The sequence below is a fragment of the Chryseobacterium sp. HNCC26DJ241 genome, assembly GCF_057180505.1.
Window position 1 is genome coordinate 25,355 of sequence record NZ_JBXUGL010000011.1, and the last position, 22,123, is coordinate 47,477.

The 22,123-nt window shown below is 33.4% G+C and carries 25 protein-coding genes; 22 read left to right on the plus strand and 3 right to left on the minus strand.

Annotation, left to right across the window (positions count from 1 at the left end; translation table 11 throughout):
- Positions 1-18: 18 nt before the first annotated feature.
- On the plus strand, positions 19-2,625 hold the full coding sequence (locus AC2A1C_RS07365) for an MGH1-like glycoside hydrolase domain-containing protein (protein WP_484024850.1): 2,607 nt from the start codon (positions 19-21) through the stop codon (positions 2,623-2,625).
- Between the two features lie 63 nt (positions 2,626-2,688).
- Entirely contained in the window at positions 2,689-3,087 is a 399-nt protein-coding gene (locus tag AC2A1C_RS07370; RefSeq protein WP_484024852.1) for a four helix bundle protein, read from the plus strand.
- A 5-nt stretch (positions 3,088-3,092) separates the two neighbouring features.
- On the opposite strand, the gene AC2A1C_RS07375 is transcribed toward AC2A1C_RS07370, so the two are convergent.
- The gene (locus tag AC2A1C_RS07375; protein WP_484024854.1) at positions 3,093-3,518 is read right to left on the minus strand and encodes an OsmC family protein; all 426 of its coding nucleotides are present in this window, start codon (positions 3,516-3,518) and stop codon (positions 3,093-3,095) included.
- Positions 3,519-3,686: 168 nt separating this feature from the next.
- On the opposite strand from AC2A1C_RS07375, the gene AC2A1C_RS07380 reads away from it, so the two are divergent.
- The 9 genes from AC2A1C_RS07380 (at position 3,687) to AC2A1C_RS07420 (ending at position 11,884) form a co-directional block, all read left to right on the plus strand.
- Positions 3,687-4,484: a DUF4197 domain-containing protein gene (locus tag AC2A1C_RS07380; protein ID WP_484024856.1), complete on the plus strand. Its 798-nt coding sequence runs from the start codon at positions 3,687-3,689 to the stop codon at positions 4,482-4,484.
- Positions 4,485-4,570: 86 nt separating this feature from the next.
- Positions 4,571-5,494: a citrulline utilization hydrolase CtlX gene (ctlX, locus tag AC2A1C_RS07385; protein WP_484024858.1), complete on the plus strand. Its 924-nt coding sequence runs from the start codon at positions 4,571-4,573 to the stop codon at positions 5,492-5,494.
- Positions 5,495-5,518: 24 nt separating this feature from the next.
- A complete protein-coding gene (locus tag AC2A1C_RS07390) occupies positions 5,519-5,878 on the plus strand; it encodes an S-adenosylmethionine decarboxylase family protein (protein WP_484024860.1) in 360 nt (119 codons plus the stop codon).
- Entirely contained in the window at positions 5,878-7,362 is a 1,485-nt protein-coding gene (locus AC2A1C_RS07395) for a DUF4178 domain-containing protein (RefSeq protein WP_484024862.1), read from the plus strand. Before AC2A1C_RS07390 ends, AC2A1C_RS07395 begins: the two co-directional genes overlap by 1 nt.
- A 3-nt stretch (positions 7,363-7,365) precedes the next feature.
- The gene (locus AC2A1C_RS07400) at positions 7,366-7,557 is read left to right on the plus strand and encodes a hypothetical protein (RefSeq protein WP_484024863.1); all 192 of its coding nucleotides are present in this window, start codon (positions 7,366-7,368) and stop codon (positions 7,555-7,557) included.
- Between the two features lie 12 nt (positions 7,558-7,569).
- Positions 7,570-7,785 carry a DUF350 domain-containing protein gene (locus AC2A1C_RS07405; protein WP_484024864.1) on the plus strand — a complete coding sequence of 72 codons (216 nt, stop codon included), beginning with the start codon at positions 7,570-7,572 and terminating at the stop codon, positions 7,783-7,785.
- Positions 7,778-9,292 (plus strand): polyamine aminopropyltransferase, encoded by a 1,515-nt coding sequence (locus AC2A1C_RS07410; RefSeq protein ID WP_484024866.1) that lies wholly within the window; start codon positions 7,778-7,780, stop codon positions 9,290-9,292. The genes AC2A1C_RS07405 and AC2A1C_RS07410 overlap by 8 nt, the downstream gene beginning before the upstream one ends.
- The gene (locus AC2A1C_RS07415) at positions 9,267-10,862 is read left to right on the plus strand and encodes an NAD(P)/FAD-dependent oxidoreductase (protein WP_484024868.1); all 1,596 of its coding nucleotides are present in this window, start codon (positions 9,267-9,269) and stop codon (positions 10,860-10,862) included. The genes AC2A1C_RS07410 and AC2A1C_RS07415 overlap by 26 nt, the downstream gene beginning before the upstream one ends.
- Positions 10,859-11,884, plus strand: a complete 1,026-nt coding sequence (locus tag AC2A1C_RS07420; RefSeq protein WP_484024870.1) for a hypothetical protein — start codon at positions 10,859-10,861, stop codon at positions 11,882-11,884. Before AC2A1C_RS07415 ends, AC2A1C_RS07420 begins: the two co-directional genes overlap by 4 nt.
- 88 nt (positions 11,885-11,972) lie before the next feature.
- On the opposite strand, the gene AC2A1C_RS07425 is transcribed toward AC2A1C_RS07420, so the two are convergent.
- On the minus strand, positions 11,973-12,956 hold the full coding sequence (locus AC2A1C_RS07425) for a glycosyltransferase family protein (protein ID WP_484024872.1): 984 nt from the start codon (positions 12,954-12,956) through the stop codon (positions 11,973-11,975).
- 283 nt (positions 12,957-13,239) lie between these two features.
- On the opposite strand from AC2A1C_RS07425, the gene AC2A1C_RS07430 reads away from it, so the two are divergent.
- From AC2A1C_RS07430 to AC2A1C_RS07465, 8 genes are read left to right on the plus strand one after another with little or no spacing between them, the layout of a single operon-like run.
- Positions 13,240-13,911 carry a MarR family winged helix-turn-helix transcriptional regulator gene (locus AC2A1C_RS07430; RefSeq protein WP_484024874.1) on the plus strand — a complete coding sequence of 224 codons (672 nt, stop codon included), beginning with the start codon at positions 13,240-13,242 and terminating at the stop codon, positions 13,909-13,911.
- A gap of 6 nt (positions 13,912-13,917) precedes the next feature.
- Positions 13,918-15,384: a phytoene desaturase family protein gene (locus AC2A1C_RS07435; protein WP_484024875.1), complete on the plus strand. Its 1,467-nt coding sequence runs from the start codon at positions 13,918-13,920 to the stop codon at positions 15,382-15,384.
- A gap of 10 nt (positions 15,385-15,394) precedes the next feature.
- Entirely contained in the window at positions 15,395-16,231 is an 837-nt protein-coding gene (locus AC2A1C_RS07440; protein ID WP_484024877.1) for a phytoene/squalene synthase family protein, read from the plus strand.
- Positions 16,228-16,683: a hypothetical protein gene (locus AC2A1C_RS07445; protein ID WP_484024879.1), complete on the plus strand. Its 456-nt coding sequence runs from the start codon at positions 16,228-16,230 to the stop codon at positions 16,681-16,683. The genes AC2A1C_RS07440 and AC2A1C_RS07445 overlap by 4 nt, the downstream gene beginning before the upstream one ends.
- 1 nt (position 16,684) lies before the next feature.
- Positions 16,685-17,149 carry an SRPBCC family protein gene (locus AC2A1C_RS07450; protein WP_484024881.1) on the plus strand — a complete coding sequence of 155 codons (465 nt, stop codon included), beginning with the start codon at positions 16,685-16,687 and terminating at the stop codon, positions 17,147-17,149.
- Positions 17,146-17,604 (plus strand): sterol desaturase family protein, encoded by a 459-nt coding sequence (locus AC2A1C_RS07455; protein ID WP_484024883.1) that lies wholly within the window; start codon positions 17,146-17,148, stop codon positions 17,602-17,604. The genes AC2A1C_RS07450 and AC2A1C_RS07455 overlap by 4 nt, the downstream gene beginning before the upstream one ends.
- 5 nt (positions 17,605-17,609) lie before the next feature.
- A complete protein-coding gene (locus tag AC2A1C_RS07460; protein ID WP_484024885.1) occupies positions 17,610-18,305 on the plus strand; it encodes a lycopene cyclase domain-containing protein in 696 nt (231 codons plus the stop codon).
- The gene (locus AC2A1C_RS07465) at positions 18,289-19,578 is read left to right on the plus strand and encodes a cryptochrome/photolyase family protein (RefSeq protein ID WP_484024886.1); all 1,290 of its coding nucleotides are present in this window, start codon (positions 18,289-18,291) and stop codon (positions 19,576-19,578) included. The genes AC2A1C_RS07460 and AC2A1C_RS07465 overlap by 17 nt, the downstream gene beginning before the upstream one ends.
- A 2-nt stretch (positions 19,579-19,580) precedes the next feature.
- Here the strand turns inward: AC2A1C_RS07465 and AC2A1C_RS07470 are convergent, their stop codons facing one another.
- On the minus strand, positions 19,581-19,931 hold the full coding sequence (locus tag AC2A1C_RS07470) for a winged helix-turn-helix transcriptional regulator (protein ID WP_484024888.1): 351 nt from the start codon (positions 19,929-19,931) through the stop codon (positions 19,581-19,583).
- 101 nt (positions 19,932-20,032) lie between these two features.
- Between AC2A1C_RS07470 and AC2A1C_RS07475 the strand changes: the two genes are divergently transcribed.
- The 3 genes from AC2A1C_RS07475 (at position 20,033) to AC2A1C_RS07485 (ending at position 22,119) form a co-directional block, all read left to right on the plus strand.
- Positions 20,033-20,635 carry an NADPH-dependent F420 reductase gene (locus AC2A1C_RS07475; protein ID WP_484024889.1) on the plus strand — a complete coding sequence of 201 codons (603 nt, stop codon included), beginning with the start codon at positions 20,033-20,035 and terminating at the stop codon, positions 20,633-20,635.
- 6 nt (positions 20,636-20,641) lie between these two features.
- The gene (locus AC2A1C_RS07480) at positions 20,642-20,995 is read left to right on the plus strand and encodes a YybH family protein (RefSeq protein WP_484024891.1); all 354 of its coding nucleotides are present in this window, start codon (positions 20,642-20,644) and stop codon (positions 20,993-20,995) included.
- Between the two features lie 380 nt (positions 20,996-21,375).
- Positions 21,376-22,119 (plus strand): outer membrane lipoprotein-sorting protein, encoded by a 744-nt coding sequence (locus tag AC2A1C_RS07485; RefSeq protein ID WP_484024893.1) that lies wholly within the window; start codon positions 21,376-21,378, stop codon positions 22,117-22,119.
- Positions 22,120-22,123: the final 4 nt, after the last annotated feature.

Here is a 22,123-nt window from a genome sequence, read left to right on the forward strand (position 1 = left end):
CAGTGAAAAGAAATTTATATGAGTGATGAACTAAAAAGATTGAAAGAAGATAGTTGGAAAAATTGGGGACCTTATGTAAGCAACAGACAATGGGGAAATGTACGTGAAGATTATAGCCCAAATGGAAATGCATGGGAATATACCGGACATGATATGGCTGAAAGCTATGCATACAGATGGGCAGAAGAAGGAATTGCCGGAATTTCCGATACTAAACAACTGCTTTGCTTTGCTCTTTCATTTTGGAACAAAAAAGATAAACGGATAAAAGAACGTTTTTTCGGATTGAGCAATTATCAAGGGAATCATGGTGAAGACATTAAAGAAATTTTTTATTATTTGGATAATACGCCTTCTCATAGCTACATGAAAATGGTATACAAATATCCAATCAATGAATTTCCTTATGAACAATTAATTGTCGAAAACTCCCGAAGAAGTAAAAAAGAGCCGGAATATGAACTAATAGATACCGGAATTTTTGATAATGATGAATATTTTGATATTTTCATAGAATACTGCAAAGTAGATCCTGATGATATTTTTATAAGAGTTATAGCGCATAACAGAAGTGATAAAAATGCGCCACTTGTAATTTTACCAACTGTCTGGTACAGAAATAATTGGAAATGGGGATATAACGAATACAAACCAAACCTAAAGGCAGGATCAGACGGAATTATAGATATTGAGCACGATAGTATTCCCATTAAAAAATTCTATTCCCGAAAAAAAAATGCAGAAAGTCTTTTTTGTGAAAATGAGACCAATACACGAAAATTATACGGAGCTCCAAAAACGTATGGTTTTTTCAAAGATGGAATCAATAATTATGTTGTAAACGGGCGAGATTCTGTAAATCCTAAAAAATTCGGAACTAAAGCGTGTTTTCTTATCAATGAAGAGATAGAAGCCGGACAAAGCAAAACATTTGACTTCAGACTGAGTCCGCATTCTATGGAAGATGCTTTTTACGATTTTGATGAAATTTTTGAAATACGAAAAAAACAAGCCGATGAATTCTATGCAATTGTACAAAAGGATGTAACGAATGAAGATGAAAGAAATGTGCAAAGACAAGCATTCGCAGGACTTTTATGGAATAAACAATTCTATCATTACAATGTTGGAAAATGGCTGAAAGGCGATCCAAATTTTGAAGCACCAAGAAATTTTAATCATCATGTGAGAAATAAGGATTGGGATCATCTTCACAATAAAGATATTATCTCCATGCCGGATAAATGGGAATATCCGTGGTATGCAACTTGGGATCTTGCTTTCCATTGTGTTCCGTTTGCTTTGATAGATTCACAATTTGCAAAAGATCAGCTTCTCCTTCTTACAAAAGAATGGTATATGCATCCAAATGGACAACTTCCCGCTTATGAATGGGATCTTAGTGATGTGAATCCGCCTGTTCATGCATGGTCTTGTTTCAGGGTTTTTAAAATTGATGAAAAAATATACGGAAAACCGGATTTACCATTTCTGGAAAAGGTCTTCCAAAAATTATTGCTGAATTTCACTTGGTGGGTAAACAGAAAAGATAAAAAAGGAAACAATCTTTTTGGTGGTGGATTTTTAGGTCTTGACAATATCGGTGCTTTTGACCGAAATATGCAGATGAAAAGCGGAGAACATCTGGAACAAGCCGATGGAACAAGCTGGATGGCAATGTATGCGCTCAATATGATGAGAATAGCGATGGAACTTGCCCAATACAATATTGTGTACGAAGATATGGCCATCAAATTTTTTGAACATTATCTTTACATTGCAGAAGCCATGGAAAATCTTGGAAACGAAAAACAAGGTCTCTGGAATGAAGAAGATGGATTTTTCTATGATGTATTACAATTACAAAATGGGGAAAGTATTTCTCTGAGACTACGAAGCATTGTTGGATTAATACCTCTTTTTGCAGTGGAAGTAATAGATCACGATATGCTCGAAAAAATGCCTAAATTCCGTGAAAGAATGGATTGGATTCTAAAAAATAAAAAGGAATTGGCCAATTTGGTTTCTCATTGGGAAGTAGAAGGACAAGGCAAAAAGCATCTGATGAGTATTCTTCGCAAAACACGTCTTAAAAAAGTTCTCAACAGAATGCTGGACGAAAACGAATTTTTAAGTCAATACGGAATTCGGGCAATGTCTAAAGTTTATGAAAAAAATCCTTTTATTTTTTCAGCACATGGAAATGAATATGTGGTACATTATACACCTGCAGAAAGTGATAGCCGAATGTTTGGCGGAAACTCCAATTGGAGAGGTCCGATTTGGTTTCCAATTAATTTCTTAATTGTAGAAAGTTTGCAGCGTTTTCATTTTTATTACGGTGAAAGTCTGACTGTAGAATTTCCTGTAGGAAGTGGAGAAGAAACGTCTTTAGACGAAGTTGCAGAAAACCTGAGTAAAAGACTCCAAAATATTTTTCTGAAAGACGAAAACGGAAACCGTGCTTTCAATGGTGGAATTGAGAAATTTAATCAAGATCCTTTCTTTAAAGATTATATCATGTTTTATGAATATTTTCACGGAGATAATGGTCGTGGAGTTGGAGCCAGTCATCAAAGTGGATGGACTGCAACTGTGGCAAAACTGATACAGCCGAGAACGTAAGACTGGAGAGTTGGAGAATGGTAGAATTTGAGAGAAAAAATAGGATATTATCAAAAATTTAAAATGGCAATTATAAAACTTCATACAGAACTGAATGTTTACCAAAAATCTTTTCAAACTGCTATGAAAATATATTGTCTTTCTCAATCCTTTCCAAAGGAAGAAAAATATTCATTAACCGATCAAATTCTGCGTTCTTCCCGTTCAGTTTCAGCAAATATCAGTGAAGCTTGGGGAAAGAGAAGATACTTAAAATCATTTATTGCTAAATTAACGGATGCAGAAGGCGAAGCAAGAGAAACTCAAACTTGGCTGGAGTTTTCTTTTGCCTGCAATTATATTTCAAAAGAGTGTTTTGATGAATATAATGCAGCATATAACCAAATTTTAGGAATGTTGGTCTCAATGATTAACAATGCTGAAAAATGGACTTCATTCAAGCCGCTCGAACAAAAACTCTAAATTCTCTACTCTCTAACTTGTTGCCCGTTTACAAAAACTTCATAACCTATTTCTACATTTGGTTCCAAAGTTTTGGAAACAGAGCAATATTTTTCAAATGAAAGTTGTGCAGCTTTCAATGCTTTTTTGGGATCAATGTTTCCTTCGAGAATAAATTTCGTCAGAATTTTTTTGAAAGGTTTCGCTTCATCTATTTGAACTCTTTCACCTTCCACTTCGGCAGAAAATTTTGTAATTTCCTGACGCTGTTTTTTCAAAATCGAAACCACATCTATTCCACTACAACCGGCAACTGCCATTAAAACAGACTGCATTGGTGAAACACCTTTTGCTCCGGGCAAAGTAGTATTATCTAAAAGAATTGTATTTCCCTGCTCGTTGCTGCATTCAAAAAGGAAATCATCATTGATTCTGTTGAGTGTTATTTTCATCTTACCAATTTATTTTGCAAAATTAGAAAATTGAGATGGAAAGACTAATAATTTGATTCTCAAAAAATAATTTTTAACAGCTTATCTAAAAAATAAAAAATTTAGAATGATAAAAAAGTTTATTTAACTTTTATAATTTTGAAAAATCTAATCTGAAATTTCAAATCAATGAAAAAGACTTACTTTATTGCGGCTGGATTATTCTTTTCAATTTCTACACAAGCACAAATTTTGGATATCATAAAATCTACCGTTAAAAATCAGACTGGTGTTGATATAGATAAAACCATCAAAAAAGATACTTCTTCTGGGACAAGTTCTTCTACAACTTCCAACTCAACCAATATAAATCTCGGAAGTCTCACCTCCACTCAAATTTCTTCAGGTCTAAAAGAAGCCTTGAATCTCGGTGTTCAGGAAGGTGTAAAAAAATTGGCTGTTCAGGACGGATTTTATAAAAATGAACTTGTAAAGATTTTACTTCCCGAAAAACTAAAAACAATTGACACCAAATTAAGAGCAATTGGTTTAGGAAATTTAGCTGATAAAGGTATACTTCTACTGAATCGTGCTGCGGAAGATGCTGTTACAGAAGCTGCTCCTATTTTTGCAAACGCCATTACATCAATGACCATCACTGACGCAAAAAATATTTTACTAGGAAATGATAATGCTGCCACCATTTATTTACAACGCAAAACTCAAGCTCAACTATTTACTGCTTTTCAACCAAAAGTAAAAACTTCGTTGGGAAAAGTAGGTGCAGATGTTGCATGGAAACAAATTATCTCCAAATACAATCTGATTTCAGGGCAAGCTGTTACTACTGACATTAATGAATATGTGACCAATGAAGCAATAAACGGTATTTTCAAAATGGTTGCTCAAAAAGAAAGCGGAATTCGTAATACTCCTGCTCTTCGTACCACTTCCCTTCTGAAAAAAGTTTTCGGAGCTCAAGATTAAAAACAATATTTTTTTATAAATGAAATTCAGTTCTTCGTGTGTGGAACTGAATTTCTTTTTATTTTTGTAAAAATTCAAAATCTTTTATGCAAACCACCGATACTGTACTGATGATTGAACCTGTCGCATTCGGATATAATGCGCAGACTGCCGAAAACAATTATTTTCAGGTAAATTCTGAAAACAATCAAACTCAGGAAAAAGCTTTGGAAGAATTCCAAAATTTTGTTGAAAAACTGAAAAGCAAAGGTATCAATGTGATTACCATAAAAGATACGTTGGAACCTCACACTCCGGATTCTATTTTTCCCAATAATTGGGTAAGTTTCGGAAGCGACGGAAACGTTTTCCTCTATCCTATGTTTGCTCCAAATAGGCGTGATGAAAGACGCTCTGAAATTTTGGATGCCGTAAAAAATAAAGGGTTTGACATCAAGGAAATTGATGATCTATCCGATTACGAAAATAAAAATCTTTTTCTTGAAGGAACAGGAAGTATGATTTTCGACCATGATTATAAAATTGCTTACGGATCGGTTTCATTACGTTTGGATGAAGGTCTTTTCAGAGAATTTTGTAAAAAAATCGGATATGAACCTGTAGTTTTTCATTCTTTTCAGACTGCCGGAACTGAACGCCTTCCTATTTATCACACCAATGTAATGATGTGTGTTGCCGATACATTTGTAGTAATTTGTCTTGATTCTATTGATGACGAACTGGAGCGTGAAAAAGTTCAGGAAGTAATAAAATCTACCAATAAGGAAATTATAGAAATTACGGAAGAGCAGCTTCAGAATTTTGCCGGAAATATGCTTCAGGTGCACAATAATGAGGGCAAAAAATTCTTGGTGATGAGCCAAACTGCATATCAATCTCTCACTTCAGAACAAATCCAAAAAATCGAAAAGTATTCCGAAATTCTGTATTCGGATCTTACTACTATTGAAATAAACGGAGGCGGAAGTGCAAGATGTATGCTTGCCGAAGTTTTTTTACCGAAAATTTAATGATTTCCAACTAAAAATTTATTTTTGAAATCTACCTACAATAAGGGATTGCATATACTTCTGACATTAAAAACAAAATCGGAAGATTTGCTGGTTGAATGTGACCAATTTTTGAATTTTTCACAGAAAATTTTAAAAGAAAATGATGCGGAAATTGTCGGAATTACAAAGCATATATTTGAGAATGGAAGTTTTACGGCTGCTATTTGTCTGAAAGAGTCCCATCTTTGCATTCATACTTGGCCGGAATTTCAGCAACTTAATTTTGATATTTTTCTTTGCAACTATATCCATGACAATACAGAAAAAGTGGAAAAAATTGCCGATACAATTATTGAGTATTTCAACGGAGAAATTTTGCAACAGGATAAAATCTACAGATGATGAATAAATATATTTGCCCTGTTTGTAAAAAAGAAAACAGCCATGAACTCGATTTTCATGTAGAAGAATATGTTTGCTTTTCATGCAATAATCTTATTGATGTAAAAACAAATTCTTCAAAAAAAGTAGTGAAAAAACCTACTGCCAATGTTGTTTTAGATACTACGAAAAAAGGGATTATTGATGGTACGGAATATTTTGTGACCGGAGTTGTCGTTCGGAAATACGGAGCGTCTATTTTTTGGAGAGAATATTATCTCAAAGATAAAAATGGGAACAATGCTTATCTGAGCGAAAGTGACGGACATTGGGTTTTTCTTCTTCCGCAAGAAAAGCCTTTTGAAGAATTCAAATATTATTCGGAATTTAAAGGGAAAAAATACCGTTGGTACGAATCTACACCTTGCCATATTCACTCCGTTGCAGGATTTTTTGAAGATACTATTGATTTCAAACTTTCTAATTACAAAGAATTTGTAAACGGAACCGAAATGGTTTCTTGGGAGGAAAGCGGCAGCAAAAAACAGTTTTTCTGGGGAAAGCATATCCCAAAAAGCGTCATCAAGAAAAATTTTCAGCCTTTTTATATGCCCGATTATTTCGGAATCGGAATTGTTCAGCCTTATTATGTAAATGTAAGACAGGCAGCTAATATTTTTGGAATTACGGCGATTGCTATTTGCCTTTTCCAGTTATATGTCTATTCTACAAGGGCAAATTCTACTATTTTTAATGAAACCATCCAGTTTCAGAATGTGAAAGATAAAGAATTTGTGAGTAAAAGTTTTGAATTGCAAGGTGGTTCTGCTCCTTTGGAAGTTACTTTGAATGCTGCCGTAGACAATTCTTGGGCAAATGCAGAACTGAGTCTTGTGAACGAAAATACCAATGAAATTATTTACACTTCTCAAGATGTAGAATATTATCACGGCTATGAAGATGGCGAAAGTTGGTCTGAAGGAGCTCAAACAAAAAATTTTAATTTCTGTGGTATTGCTCCCGGAAAATACCATTTCTTGATCTCCGCCGAAAAAGAACTGGGAATTGCTCAACAAATTTCGACAGCATCTTCTGAAACAGTTTCTGTTTATGATAATGGAACCCATATCGTGACCAAAAAAACCAACGGATTGATAGATGTTTTGGAAAAAAGCAGTGGCAAAATTACTACATACGATAATATTGAGCATTTCCGCAGAGATTCTGCTAATAGACAACAATTTATAGATTCTGCTATTCCAAATAATTCACAAAATCTGCAAAATAGCAATTTGAATTCTTCTTATGTTCAGCCTGTTATAGAAAGTACAGACAACAATCCAAGTATTGGAATCCGCGCAAAATGGCTGCCAGTTTCTTTTTGGAATTTTGGGATCATCTTAGTGATATTACTGGTTTTGTATGGCATCATCTATTTTGGAAAATATTATTTTGATAGAAGCAAGTGGAGCAATAGTTCAAATTCACCTTATGACACCAACTAAAAAATGGATAAAATAACTCATTATATTAAAAGCAATTGGCTACTGTTCATGATCGGGATATTTTTCGTGGGATGGTTTGTATATCTTACCTACTCCGGAAACCAGTTCTGCGATTGTGCAAAAACAGAAAAATACCAAGACGGAACCGGAACCAGAACTCACGGACATTCATATTACAGATTTTATCATAAATAAAAAAGATCAATTATGGGAGATATTAATTTTTTACCGATCATCAATTCAGTGTTTTATTCTTTTTTGGGAATAGCGATTTTATTGATCTGCTATCTTATTATCGAGCGAATAACGCCAGAAAAAACATGGCACGAAATATCTAAGAATAACAATACCGCTTTAGCAATTATTTTCGGAGCTTTTATTATAGGAATTTCTATTATTATCAGTGCTGCCATTCATGGATAAAAGAAAAATTCCATTCGAATTATTACTGCTATTTTCGGTTTTTGTCATTGCAACGTGCGGTTTGGTTTATGAGCTTGTAGCCGGTGCATTGGCAAGTTATCTTTTGGGCGATTCCGTAAAGCAGTTTTCATTCGTAATCGGGGTTTATCTTTTTTCGATGGGAGTTGGCTCTTATTTAGCAAAATTCATTACCAAAAATTTAGTAGATACTTTTATCGAAATAGAAATTTTGGTGGGCGTTATTGGTGGAATCAGTTCCGTTGTTCTTTTCTGGACTTTCAATACCTCCGAACATTTTGAATGGCTACTCTATCTTTTTGTTTTTTTCACAGGCTGCTTTGTAGGTTTGGAAATTCCGTTGTTAATGAATATTCTGAAAGACAGAGTTGCTTTCAAAGATTTGGTTTCCAATGTTTTTGCTTTTGATTATATTGGTGCATTATTGGCTTCCATTCTTTTTCCCTTAGTGCTGATTCCGAATCTCGGAATTGTAAGAACGCCCTTGTTTTTCGGACTTATCAATATTTTCATTGCTATATTTTTGAGCTTTTATCTCAGTGAACATATCCGGAAAAAATTTCAACTGAAATTCAAATCCATTGCCGCATTTATTGCACTATTGTTGTTATTTATCTTTGCTGATAAAATTCTCGCTTTTTCGGAAGAAAAACTTTACGGAGAAAATATTATCTATGCCAATTCTTCTCCCTATCAAAGAATTGTACTTACCAGAAATAATAAAGATTTCCGATTATACCTCAATAATAACCTCCAGTTTTCATCTGCGGATGAATACCGTTATCATGAAGCTCTGGTACATCCTGCAACATCAATGGCAAAAAATATTTCAAATGTTTTGATCTTAGGAGGAGGTGACGGTTTTGCAGCACGAGAATTTTTAAAATATCCCGAAGTGAAGAATATTACATTGGTGGATTTGGATGGACAAATGACAGCTTTTTTCAAAAAAAACGAAACCATGAAGGCGCTCAACGGAAATTCCCTGAACAGTCCGAAATTGAAAATCATCAATCAGGATGCATACGTTTGGGTAAAAAACAGTGCCGAAAAATTTGATGTCATTATTATTGATTTTCCCGATCCTTCCAATTACAGCTTGGGAAAACTTTACTCGCTGCAATTTTATAGGGAATTAAAAAAAATAACTTCACCGGAAACTTTTATAGCCGTTCAGACCACTTCTCCTTATTTTGCCCCGAAATCTTTCTGGTGCATCCAAAAAACCATTGCTCAGGTTTTCCGAAATGTAGCGGCATATCATACGTATGTTCCGTCTTTTGGAGAATGGGGATTTTGTCTGGTTTCGGATTCTCCGTTGAATAAAAAAGTAAATCATCCTTTGAAAAACCTGAAATTCTACGATTACCGATTTTCGCAAATGGCTTATTTCAGCAAAGATATGATTGAAAAAAATGTAGAAACCAACCGATTGGACAATCAAATTTTGGTACGATATTTCGATGAAGAGTGGGGAAAAGTTCAGTAGAAAAGAATTTCTGAAAACGATCTTTCTGGCCGGAATTTTTCTTCCGTTCTTTCAATATTGTGCAAAAAAAACAAAAACTTTGCTTCTGAAAATCACCGGAACCAATAATGTATTGGGACATCGTCTTTGGGCAAAAGATTTTCCTAAACCTTCGGAAGAAATCTCTGTAAAATATTGTATTGTAGGAGCAGGAATTTCCGGACTTTCTGCCGCTCGCTATTTTTTTCAAAACGATGAAAAGGATTTTCTTATCTGCGATATGGAAAACCATCTTGGTGGCAATTCTTCCGGCGGACAAAACCAATTTTCAAAATTTCCTTTAGGAGCTCATTATCTTCCGCTTCCCAATAAAGAAGATTCGGAAATAATTCGGTTTCTCAAAGAATCCGGAATGTATCTGGGCGATGATGAAAGCGGAAACCCGATTTTAGACGATGAGCAATTGGTATTTCCGCAAGATGAACGTTTGTTTTACAAAAATTCATGGCAAAGTGATTTAGTTCCTCAAAAAGCAATTTCTCATGAAACAAAAAAAGAAATTCAGCGTTTTTTTAGTTTGATGAATGATTTCAGAACCAAAAAAGATGCAACCGGAAACTATTGGTTTGATATTCCGATTCATAATTCCAGTAATGAAAAAGAAGCAAAAAAACTTGATTCTTTTACATTTGAAAAATGGCTTTCCAATCATGGATTTTCATCAGAAGAATTGCTTTGGTTTTTGGATTATTCTTGCAGAGACGACTATGGTTTAGGAATACAATACGTTTCTGCATGGGCAGGAATCCACTATTTTGCGGGAAGAAAAAACAATTGGGCAATCCACCGAAAAGAGCAAGTTTTTACTTGGCCGGAAGGAAATGCAAGATTAGCAAAACATCTTTCGCAATATTCGGAAAACAGGACTTTGAAGAATCATCTTGTTTATGACATCAGTATTCGTGAAAATAAAGTGGAAACTATCCTCTTTGATAACATTTCAAAAAAGTCAAAAAAAATAATTTCTGAAAAAGTATTGTTGGCCACTCCACAATTTGTGAATAATTTTATTTTGAAGGACAGAACGATAAAATCCTTCCAGTATGTTCCGTGGTTGCTCGCAACTCTTACTTTGAAAAATGAATTTGGTGGTGAAGAAGAATTAGCTTGGGATAACGTGATCTACGGAACGGATGGTTTAGGATACATCTACAATCAGCATCAGAATTTATCACAAAATAAAGGCGAAAAAGTAATTACATATTACAAAAGTTTTTCAACAGGAAATTGTGCAAATGCACGGAAGAAACTTTTCAGCTATACGGAAGACGATTTAAAAAAAATGGTTTTGCATGATCTGCAAAAAGCACATCCTCAAATTGAAAATTTTATTGTAGAAATGGATTTTCATAAAATAGGACACGCAATGATCTCTCCTGTTCCGAACCAAATTTTCGGGGAAGAAACCCGGAAAGCAAGAGAAAATATTCATGGAAAAATTTTCTTTGCACATTCGGATTTATCGGGGATTTCTATATTTGAAGAGGCTTTCCATCAGGGAATTCGTGCAGCTAAAGAAATGACGACATGAAACAACCTTGGATACATAATGCAAAAACCGACATCGGATTTATTCTATCTCCGCCGTTTTTAGTTTTATTGTTGGTATTTTTATTCCAGAGGCCATTAGCAGAATTGGAGTCCGATTTTTCCTTTTACACTTGGCTTATTTTGATTGTTTTTGTGGATGTTGCTCATGTATATTCTACATTATTTAAAACGTATTTTGTAAAGGAAGAATTTCAGAAAAGAAAATTACTATATCTCGGAATTCCCGTAATCAGTTTGATTTTAGGATTAATTTTTTATCAATTTGGAGATTTATTTTTTTGGTCTGCATTAGCTTTGGTGGCGGTTTTTCATTTTGTGAGGCAACAGTATGGTTTTATGCGGCTTTATGCCCGTTTTGAATCTTCAGGATTTTCAAAAAAAATAGATACTCTTGCTATTTATTCCGCAACAATTTATCCCATGTTTTATTGGTTTTCCACACCACGAAATTTTAATTGGTTTGTAAAAAACGAATTCCAGTGGATGGAAAATTTGCAGAAATTTTTACCTTTCGTCACGGTTTTATATTTTATATTAATCGCAATATGGACGACAAAAACCATTTATCTATACATTGCTAAAAAAGAATTGAATGTCCCAAAAAATCTTTTAATTGCAGGAACGTATCTTTCTTGGTATTTCGGAATTGTCTATTTCAACAATGATTTAATCTTTACACTTTTGAACGTGATTTCTCATGGAATTCCTTACATTGCTTTGATTTACATTAAAGAAATTGAACAAAAAAATCCTTCAGAACTGAAAAGACTTTCTGTTTTCAAAACCTCTTTTGGTGTTTTGCTTTTTGTTTTTATCATTTTAGGATTTGCTTTTTTTGAAGAAATAGTTTGGGAAATTTTGGTTTGGAAAGAACATTTCGCCATTAGTTCAATACAAATTCCTGATTCGTTTTACCGGTTTTTGATCCCTTTTTTGGTTGTTCCGCAACTTACTCATTATTTATTGGATGGCTTTATCTGGAGAAAACCTAAGAAAATATAAATCATTCACTAGTCTAATTTTTCCATTTGCAAAATTTTAGAAATGAAATAAGAAAAACTTTTCTTTACGCTCTATTCTCTGATTACAGTTACGGTTTTGAACCATCCATAATCATTTTAATAATCTCTGCAGTTTCATCCGGAAAATCTACTTTTATATAATTTTCTGAATTGACCCAAATTATAAGTTTTTCCAGAAATTCGGATTCTTTCCAAATAACCGGAACTCCCATTTTTTCTAAAGCTAATGCATTGCATTGTTGCTCATATTGGTTTTTCATGGGAACACTTAATAATTTCTTTTGCAGGAACAATGCTTCAGCAGGCCCTTCAAAACCTCCACCTGTGAGAAAGCCACAACATTTTTCCAAAGATTTTTGAAATTTTTCATTATTGATCGGAAAAACTTCCGCATTATTTCTCTGATAATAAATTTTTGAATGTTTAGAGAAAATTTCCCATTTTATCTCAGGAAAATTTTTCACCTGATTCAAAATAAATTCATCTGAATATGCCGGTAAATAAACGGTATAATGTCCAAAATTTTCAGGATTAAGATTTCGTATTTCGGAACGAATTACAGGAGTATGGATAAAATTATCATATCGATCAAAATGAAATGCAATCTGTGAAGTAGTAGGAGCATAATGGTTCATAATCAGTTTTCCCCAATGAAATCCTTTGAATTGTGGAGTTTTAGAAGAAAGAAAGGCAGACTGATGACTCAAGGAAATGTTTTTTACATTTTTATATTTACAAGACCATGCTGTTACTGGTTCAAAATCATTGATAATAACATCATAATTTTCAACGGGAAGGCTTTTGCAATCTGTAATAAATTGCTTTATATCAAATTCTTTCCATGTCTTTTTTATGTCTACTCCACCTTTTTCTCCAAATACAAATCCGAAACCTTTAAAGCGAAATTTCACTTCTTCATCAAGATTTACTTCTGCTTGTGTTCCGCTAATTAACAAATCAAGCTCTCCATATTTTTTTAGATAAGGGATAATTTCCCGAGCTCTACTTACATGTCCGTTTCCTGTTCCTTGGATGGCGTAAAGAATTTTCATAAAACGAAAATAATGATCATATTTGGAATATTACGAAAAATTTAATTTTGATATGCATAACGTTACAAAGTCCAAAGCATTAATTATAACATAAAAGTATTCTATTCTTGTAAATCTTTACAAAACGCAATAGCAAAACTCACAAAATATATTCCATTTAAAAATAGATAGACTCAAGATCAATAACTATAGATAAATATTACAATTAAGGCATAAAAATTTATTTAATACATAAATAAACAAAATAAAAATATTTTAGTATATTTACATATAAATATATACTATGCATTTCTCTATTATAAATGATGTCATAAAATTGCTTGAACAGTTTGAAACTGAAAATAAAAGCAACATCTATCCTATGGATATTAATGGTTTCAAATCTTGGATTTTTGATAAAGAATCTCAAAATAGTAATACTATTGAAGAACCTTACTGGGAAGGAAAAGAAAATGGAAGAAGTCCAGAAAGTGTTATTAGTACTTTATTGGTACACCTTAACAGGTATGCAAAAACGTATTCCAAATCAGCTATAGCAGATTCTGATTTTGCTACTCAGGAAGATTTTATTTATCTGATCAATCTTAATTCTTTTGGAGCCATGACCAAAACAGAACTCATCAGAAAAAATATTCATGAAAAACCTGTAGGTATACTTATCATCAACAGGCTTATCAATAACGGATGGGTAGAACAAACAGGTTCTGAAGCAGATAAAAGAACCAAAGTAGTAAAAATCACTAAAAAAGGAAAAGCCGCTCTGGAAAAGCAAATGAAAAAAATACGTGCTGCTACAGAGATTATTTCCGGTAATCTTAATTATACTGAAAAAATGCATCTAATTCGTCTGTTAGAAAAATTAGAAAAATTCCATTACCCGATTTATTCCCGGAACATAGAGCCGAAAAACCTTATAGATACTGTTTTTCAAGAATATTCATTTACAAAAAACTAACGCTTCATGAAAAAGAAAATAGCCATTATAGGTTCCGGATTTTCAGGTTTGTCTGCCGCAGCTTACGCTTCCAAAGAAGGGCATGAAGTTCATGTTTTTGAAAAAAATGAACACGCAGGTGGAAGAGCGAGAAAATTCATTACAGATAACGGCTATACATTTGATATGGGACCAAGCTGGTACTGGATGCCGGATATTATAGAATCTTTTTTCAATGATTTCGGAAAAAAATCATCGGACTTTTATCAATTGGTTTCGCTTGATCCTCAGTTTGAAATGGTTTTTTCGGATGGCACGATGAGTATGCCCCAAAATTATGAAGCCATGAAAAACCTTTTTGAAACAACAGAAAAAGGGGCAGGAAAAAAACTGGATGAATTCATGGAAGATGCACAATACAAATATGAAGTGGGAATGAAAGATTTTGTGAACAAACCTTGCCATTCGTGGATGGAATTTGTATCTCCAAAAATTGCCAAAAGTGCTTTGAAACTGGATCTTCTTTCCAATTTTCAACGTTTTGTAAGAAAATATTTCAAGCATCCCAAACTGATTATGATTATGGAATTTCCTGTGATATTTCTTGGTGCTGCTCCAAAAGATATTCCGGCGTTGTACAGCCTCATGAATTATGGGGGATATAAATTGGGAACATTTTATCCTATGGGTGGCTTTTCAAAAATAATAGATGCCATGATGGAAGTTGCCTTAGAACAGGGAGCATATTTTTATTTTAACAAAAATATTGAAAAAATACATGTGAAAAATGGCAAAGCCTCTTCGCTTGTTATTAATGGAGAAGAATTTGAATTTGATACCGTAATTGCCTCATCAGATTATCATCATACGGAGAATGTACTACTTCCTAAAGAATACAGAAATTATACAGAAGACTATTGGCAGAAACGTATTTTTGCGCCTTCATGCCTTATTTTCTATTTGGGATTAAACGAAAAAATTCCCAACCTGAAACATCACACGCTTTTTTTTGAACACGATCTGGATCTTCATACCGAAGAAATATATAAAACTAAAAAATGGCCTACTCAACCTTTGTTTTATGCTTGTTGTCCTTCCAAAACCGATGAAAGCGTAGCTCCGAAAAATTGCGAAAACGTTTTTCTGCTGATGCCAATTGCCACAGGAATAGAAGACACGGAAGAAATGAGGGAAAAATATTTTAATGAAATGATTTCAAGGCTTGAAAAGCATACCGGAACAAATAACATTTCAAATAAAATAGAATACAAAAAAAGTTATTGTATACAAGATTTTAAAAAAGATTACAATGCTTACGAAGGAAATGCATACGGTTTGGCAAATACATTATCCCAAACTGCCGTGTTAAAGCCTTCTTTAAGAAATAAAAAAATAAAAAATCTTTTCTATACAGGGCAGCTCACCGTTCCCGGTCCGGGTGTGCCTCCCTCTATTATTTCAGGTAAAATCGCGGCGCGGGAAGCAATTAAATAAATTTATAAGTATGAAAAAGTTATTCGACGAACTTTCTTACAAGATAAGCAAAGAAACCACAAAAAAGTACAGCACAAGTTTTTCTTTGGGCATCATGGCGCTTTCGCCTAAAATAAGAAATCCTATTTATGCCATTTATGGTTATGTGCGTCTTGCAGACGAAATCGTAGATAGCTTTCAAGGTTATAATAAAGAAAATCTGCTTTCCCGTTTTAAAGAAGAAACATTTCAGGCATTGGAAGATAGAATTTCTCTAAATCCCATTCTAAATTCTTTTCAGGAAACCATAAACCGTTATCAGGTAGATGAAGAACTTATTCTACGTTTTCTGAAAAGCATGGAAATGGATCTTCATAAAATAGATTATAATTCGGAACTGTATAAAGAATATATTTTGGGTTCTGCGGAAGTAGTAGGTCTTATGTGCCTGCAAATATTTGTGGAAGGCAACAAGCAAGAATATGAAAGACTAAAACCTTATGCCATGAAACTGGGTTCTGCTTTTCAAAAAGTAAATTTTCTAAGGGATATGAAAGACGATTACCATATTCTGGGAAGAACCTATTTTCCGAATGTAGACATTTCTTACTTTGACAATACTGTAAAAGCTAACATAGAAAAGGAAATTGAGAAAGAATTTAAAGAAGCGTTGCAAGGAATAAAAAAACTGCCTGCTTCTTCCAGATTTGGGGTATATCTTGCCTATCGCTATTACATTTCTCTTTTTAGAAAAATAAAAAGCACTTCTGCCCATAAAATTATCAATCAACGGATAAGAATTTCCAACGGGAGAAAAATATCGCTTATGATGAGCAGCTATATACAATATAAAATGGCAATCTTATGATTAAATTTATCCTTATTCATTTTTTTAGTGTAACTTTCTTTACCCATTTATATGCACAATCTCATACTATGGATAAAATGAGAAACAGCTATGAAAAGGCAACTGAAGATAAGAAAATCTGCAAGGAAATCATTGATGAACTGAGCAAAAATGATCAGACTGGGATCGCTTTAGCATATTTGGGTGCTTACCAAACCATTTGGGCAAAACATACATTAAATCCGATTTCAAAATTGAAAACATTCAATAGAGGAAAAGAAAATATTGAAAAAGCAATTCATTCTTACCCAAATAATATTGAAATTAGATTTATCCGTTTTTCTGTACAGAAAAATTGTCCAGGTTTTTTGGGCTATAAAAAAAATATAGATGAAGATAAAGCATTCATAAAAAATAATATCCATACTGTATCTTCTAAAACGTTACTTCAATTAATCAGCAAAACTATTTGAAATGATCCATCGTCTCAAAAGAACGCAGCAATTAAATTGTAATATCGAAACAGCATGGAATTTTTTTTCATCGCCTCACAATCTTTCTAAAATTACACCGGAAGATATGGGATTTGTTGTTCTCACCAATACTGGCGAAAAAGCCATTTACGAAGGGATGATTATTGATTATCATGTATCTCCTGTTTTGGGAATAAAACTGGATTGGCAAACTGAAATCACTCAGGTTTCTTTTCAGAAAAGTTTTACAGATTTTCAGAAAAAAGGTCCTTATAAACTGTGGAATCATTTTCATGAATTTATTCCAAACGAAAAAGGAATATTGATGAAAGACACCATAGATTATGAGTTGCCATTAGGTTTTTTAGGAGAAGCGGCGCATCGTATTTTCGTTAAGAAAAAACTGGATTCTATTTTCAGTTACAGATATAAAATATTAGAAAATCTCTTTAATAACACTCCATGAATTTTCTTATTGTCATAATAACATTTTTCACGATGGAAGGCATCACATGGTTGATTCATAAATATGTGATGCACGGTTTTTTGTGGATTCTTCACAAAGATCATCACGACCACAGCAATGTAGGAAATATGGAAAGAAACGACTATTTCTTTGCAATTTTTGCTGTTCCTACTATTGCGCTGATGTACTATGGAACGGTTCAAAATTTCAATTTTTGGTTTTATATAGCGATTGGGATTACCTTATACGGAATGGCGTATTTTTTTGTACACGACATCTTTATCCATCAAAGGATAAAAATTTTGAGAAATACAGAAAATCCTTATTTACTTGCCATAAGAAGAGCCCACAAACAGCATCATAAACATACAGGGAAAGAAAAAGGCGAATGCTTCGGTTTTTTATGGGTTCCTATTAAATATTTTAAAATGTATTTCAGTAAAGATAAATCGTAAGAATAATGCATCAATATACTTATCTTTTGATTAATTTTTTTACGGTAATTGTCTGTTTCCTTTTTTCATTTCATCCTAAAATAAAATTCAGCAAACATTTCAAGGCGTTTTTTGTATCCTCTTTTTTGGTTGCTATTGTCTTTATAGTTTGGGATATTTGGTTTACGAAGACTGGTGTTTGGTGGTTCAATGACCGTTATATTTTAGGAATACGCTTTTTTGAACTTCCATTAGAAGAAATAATGTTCTTTTTCTGCATTCCTTTTTCATGTATGTTTACCTATTTCTGTATAGATTCGTTTTTCCGTCTCGATTGGAAACCTCTTCCGCAGAAAATATTTGTTATCATAAGCATTCTTGTAGCATTAACTATTGCTTTTTACTTCAATGATCGTATTTATACGTTTGTTACCTTTCTATCCGTTGCGATAAGTATGTTTATTTTACAGTTTATTTTAAAAGAAGCATGGTTGGGTAAAGCGTCTGTGATTTATGCTATTTTGATGCCTTTTTTTCTGATCGTAAACGGAATTCTGACAGGAACAGGTTTAGAATCCCCGATTGTAAATTATACTCCCGGAACGTTTATGGGAATGCGGATACTTACTATTCCGCTGGAAGATGCTGCTTTTGGCTACGAATTAATACTATGGAATATTTACTTATTTCAAAAATTCAAAAAAAATGAAGAAGAAAATTAATGTTTTTTGGTTCCGAAGGGATTTGAGACTTGAGGACAATACAGGATTATATCATGCTTTGCAATCCGAATTTCCGGTTCTTCCTATTTTTATTTTTGATACGGAAATTCTGGATAAACTCACTAATAAATCAGACCGGAGAGTAGATTATATTCATCAGGCTTTAAGCGAAATTAATGAAGAATTAAAAAAGCAAAACAGTTTCCTGAAAACCTTTTACGGAAATCCACAGGAGATATTTGAATCCTTATTGAAAGAATTTGATGTTGATACTGTTTTTTGTAATAAAGACTATGAACCCAAAGCGATAGAAAGAGATAAAAATATTGCAGAATTTATTGAGAGCAGAAATATTAAATTTTCAAGCTATAAAGATCAGGTCATTTTTGAAGAGCATGAAGTACTGAAAGAAGATTATTCTCCTTATACGGTTTTCACCCCTTATTCTAAAAGATGGAAAGAAAATTTTAATAAAATAAAAACTCAATGTTTTGTACCCGATCTCTCAAATTTAATTAATTCTGATAATCCTGAAAATATAATTGATCTTGAAAACATTGGCTTTAGAAAAACTGATATTCATTTTACGAAACCATCTCTGAATAAAAAAATTATCAATTCCTATGATAAATACCGAGATTATCCTGCATTAGAAAATACCACACAATTGGGGATTGCTCTTCGTTTTGGCACTATTTCGATCCGTAAATGCGTGGAATTTGCAGTCAATCATAATGAAACATGGCTTAATGAACTCATCTGGAGAGAATTTTTCATGCAAATTCTGTTTCATTTTCCATATGTGGAGAACCATTGCTTTAAGAAAAAATATGAAAATATTGCATGGAGGAACAATGAAGAAGAATTTAGGCTTTGGTGCGAAGGAAATACCGGTTATCCAATTGTAGATGCAGGGATGCGACAGCTCAACCAAACAGGATTCATGCATAATAGAGTAAGGATGATTGTTGCGAGTTTTTTAACCAAACATTTGCTTATTGATTGGCGATGGGGAGAAGCCTATTTTGCTGAAAAACTTCTAGACTACGACCTTTCGGCAAACAACGGAAACTGGCAATGGGCAGCAGGATGTGGTTGCGATGCAGCTCCTTATTTCAGGATATTCAATCCTGAGGAACAAACCAAAAAATTTGACAAAGACCTGAAATACATTAAGAAATGGCTTCCTGAAGATTATTTTATATTCCCTATTGTAGATCATAAAGCAGCAAGGGAAAGAGCCTTGAAAATCTATAAAGAAGCATTGGGGTAGTTTTATTTCATTTCCCTTGCATATATTCCCCAATCATAGAGTTGGCTTAAAATAGGTTCTAAAGATTTAGACATATCAGTAAGGGCATACTCTACTCTTGGTGGCATTTCCGGATATATGGTTCGGGTAATGAGACCATCTGCTTCCAATTCCCGCAAATGTTGGGTAAGCATTTTTTCAGAAATTTGGGGAATTTCCCTTTTAAATTCTCCGAAACGGTAAAAACCCTGCATCATTTTCCAAAGAATGGCAGGTTTCCAACGTTTTCCGATTAACGACAACGCAAAAATAAACGGACAATCGTTTCCGAGAGCTTGTTCGTTTTCGAGGTTGGTGGAAGATTCTTTTCTCATAACACTTACTTTTTAGTAAGCACCCTACAATTTTGTAACTACTTGCAAAATGTATGGTACATTCCGAATTTTACGGCGTAAAAATATTAATTTTTTTGATAATGAACATTAGTTTTATAGGAGCCGGAAATGTGGCTTCATCTTTGGGAAATCTATTTTCAAATGCAGGACATACAGTAAAGTACGGCGTACAAAACCCAAAAGACGAGCAACTGTCTATTGAAGATGCTTGCAAATTTGGAGAAGTAGTTTGCTTTGCTATTCCTTTTACGGCGATGAATGAAGTACTTACTGCCAACAAAGAAGCCTTGAAAAATAAAATTGTGGTGGATATTACCAATGCCATCAATATTGCAGATTGGTCGCCTTTATTTTTAGGGGAAGACAGTGGTGGTGAACAAACAGCACGCTTGCTCCCGGAAAGCAAAGTAGTAAAGGCTTTCAATACGATTTTTGCTGACGTAATGAAGCCTGAAAAACAAGAATTCAATGGGCAGAAACTCACCGCTTTTATTGCAAGTGATGATAATGATGCTGCAGAAACGGCACACAAACTTGCCGATGATGCAGGTTTTGCAGGTTTTATTGTTGGAGGCATAAAAAATTCCCGATATTTGGAGTCAATTGCCCATCTCAATATCGCTATTGCATTACAAGGAGGCGGAACTGAAGCGGGTTTTACCTATTTTCAACAAAAAAATTAAAATACAATGACAAAACCTTCAATGAAAGTATGGACAGAAGCGTGGCATAATGCAAATGCAGAAAAACTGAAAAATGTCTATTCGGAAAAAGCATTTATTTTCCCACCCAACAAACCTGAAATTCAGGGAAATGAAAATATTCTCAACTTTATGAAAGGTGGATTGGGAAAAGTAGATGTATTTTTTGAAGCCGAAGAATTGGTTGTAGGAAGTAATGTGGCTTTTGAGTACGGCATTTTCAGAGATGTAGAACCTTCCGGAAAAACCATTGGTGAAGGCAACTATTCTGTAACGTGGGTTTTGGAAAATGAAGAATGGAAAATAGCCTGTCATTCTTGGGGAATGCCTGTGAAATTTTAAAAAGTAAACCCTAATTTTCGGATTTGTAGTCATAAGCATTCGAAATGCTAAGTAAAATTGACAAATCCACCATTTTTACTTTAATCCCCAATACATTTTAGAATATTATTTTTTTATAATAGGTGTCTCAAGCTCATGTTTTTCACATGAGCTTGGATATTTTATATTCGTCAACTTTTTCATATTAACAAAATACTGATAAAGCCAATTTCATAAACATTACTAATATTTTTACAAAACTTTCACAAAAAAAACAATTATAGAATCGCTAAAATATTATAAAGTAAAGAAAAGGATTATTATTTTCTAATAAAATTGTAGTTTTATGTAACAAAAGATTGAATATCTTTACTAACTATAAAAACAATTAAATTAAAAAAATGAAAAAAGTATTTTTATTGGTAAGCCTGTTTTTCGTAGGAATGATGGCACAAGCTCAGACAACGGATGAAATATTAACAAAATATTTTCAAAACATTGGGGGAAAAGACAAATTGGAAAAAATGCAAGGGATGAAAATGCAGATAAAGGTGAAATACGGAACAATGGAAATGCCCGGAGAAAGTATTAAGCTAAAAGATGGAAGACAGTTTTCAAAAGTTACTTTTCAAGGGATGAGTTTTTACCAAGAAGTTTACGATGGAACTACACTTTGGGGAACCAACCAAATGACAATGAAACCAGAAAAATCGGATTCTGAGAAATTAGAAAATTTCAAAAACAACACGTTGCTAGATTTTCCGGATCCTTTTATGGATTATAAGAACAAAGGATATGCTGTAGAATTTTTAGGAAAAGAGAAAAAAGAAGGAACGGAGTATTTTAAAATCAAACTTACCAAAAAACCACTAAAACAACAAGGTAAAGAAGTTCCAAATGTAGAATATTATTATTTTGATACAGAAAATTATGTTCCCGTTATTCAGGAAACTGTTTTAACAGAGGGACAAATGGCAGGTAAAACACTACAAGTAGTAATGGGAGATTACCAAGAAGTAGAAGGAATTACTTTTCCATTTTCTATACAACAAAAAATGGAGGGACAAGTAATAAGCTCTGTTAATCTGGAAAAAATAGAATTAAACCCGAAAGTAGATGATGCTATTTTTAAATTCAAAGAGTAATATT